The organism is Acinetobacter pollinis, from assembly GCF_015627175.1.
Taxonomy (GTDB): domain Bacteria; phylum Pseudomonadota; class Gammaproteobacteria; order Pseudomonadales; family Moraxellaceae; genus Acinetobacter; species Acinetobacter pollinis.
Genome location: NZ_VTDQ01000089.1, coordinates 1 through 1,237, shown reverse-complemented (window position 1 = coordinate 1,237; position 1,237 = coordinate 1). Strand labels below are relative to the sequence as shown.

Annotated in this window: 2 protein-coding genes and 1 pseudogene; 1 reads left to right on the top strand and 2 read right to left on the bottom strand. The window is 31.0% G+C overall.

The genetic code is table 11. From position 1 onward, the window contains the following. Positions 1-272: 272 nt before the first annotated feature. Positions 273-677, bottom strand: a pseudogene (locus I2F23_RS13820) (recombinase family protein); the annotation flags it as partial. Between the two features lie 16 nt (positions 678-693). Further along, complete coding sequence (locus I2F23_RS13815; protein ID WP_195773137.1) at positions 694-1,026, bottom strand: hypothetical protein; 333 nt, start codon at positions 1,024-1,026, stop codon at positions 694-696. Between the two features lie 74 nt (positions 1,027-1,100). Between I2F23_RS13815 and I2F23_RS13810 the strand changes: the two genes are divergently transcribed. Beyond that, positions 1,101-1,237 (top strand): IS1 family transposase (locus I2F23_RS13810; RefSeq protein WP_195773114.1); only part of this gene is annotated, 137 nt, incomplete at its 3' end.

Below are 1,237 nucleotides of genomic sequence, written 5' to 3'. Positions count from 1 at the left end.
ATATCTATTGACTAAGGCCATTGTGTATAAAAAGAGCGATTTATAAAAATACTTTTATTATATAAGTAAAAACTATGAGATATTGATGTTATTAGCCTCATTAATACAATCAAGTAACTGTATTAAAACAACTTATAATTACAAAACCTAGCTATATTAATTCTTTTTTTATATATAAAGATACAGATTTGTCTGGTTACAAATCAAACACTTGAATTAAAATAAGTCAAATAATTAACGAATAATAATATTAAATGTGACATATATCACAACTATTCTTTAAGCTTCGCAACCCGATAAACTGTCGCAATGCCTACACCAACAGCTTTTGAAATTTCTTCTTTGGTCATCGTGTCTAAAGCTAAAAGTTGTTTAATTCGTGTATGTTTTGCTTTATTGGGTGCTTTACCTTTAGGTTTGTAACCTGAGCGTAGCAACCCTTGTTTAATACGTTCTGTCCTCTTTTTATTATCTAATCTTGCCATTGTGGCCAGTAAATCAATTAACATCGCATTAATGACATATAAGATATCGCCTGTTATACCTTCTTGAATTAAATGATGAGTTGTTGGTAAGTCGGCAACTATTAGTTTCAAACCTTTATCTTTTATTTTTTGTTTGAGTATTTCAAAGTCATCTTGTGAGAGACGAGATAAACGATCGATACTTTCAACCAATTAATAGTTGCTCAAACTATTTATGCACTAAACTTGGCAGAACAAAAGCAAAAATTGAAACAGCCGCTGCTGCTACAATACCTGCTAAAAAATTAATTAAACTTTCACCAATATTTCTACAAAGAATTTGATTATGTGCTTCCAATTTATCAGAAAATACTCTAAGCATTTTTACCAAAATAACTGAGACAATTACAGCATATAAGTTAAACTTACTAACATCATGAACGATATAAATTCCCTTACTTCGCATAGACACAATATAGATAATAATTGGCCAATAGGTAAACATTCCTAATACACCAAAAAGTCCTAATATACCTGGTACTTCGGTTTTTTTATCGTTCACTATATAATTCCTAGGTGGTGTATCAAAAAGTATGCTGCTTAAAAAGACAGTTAGAACTTTGATAACATAGGCAAATGCAAATCACTCTACACATCAAATGTCCTACCTGCCTGAGCGACAGTATAAAGAAAAATGGCTCAAAAGTGGATGGTAAACAAAATTACCAATGCAAAATATGCAGACGCCAGTTCATCGGTGATCATGCACTTAG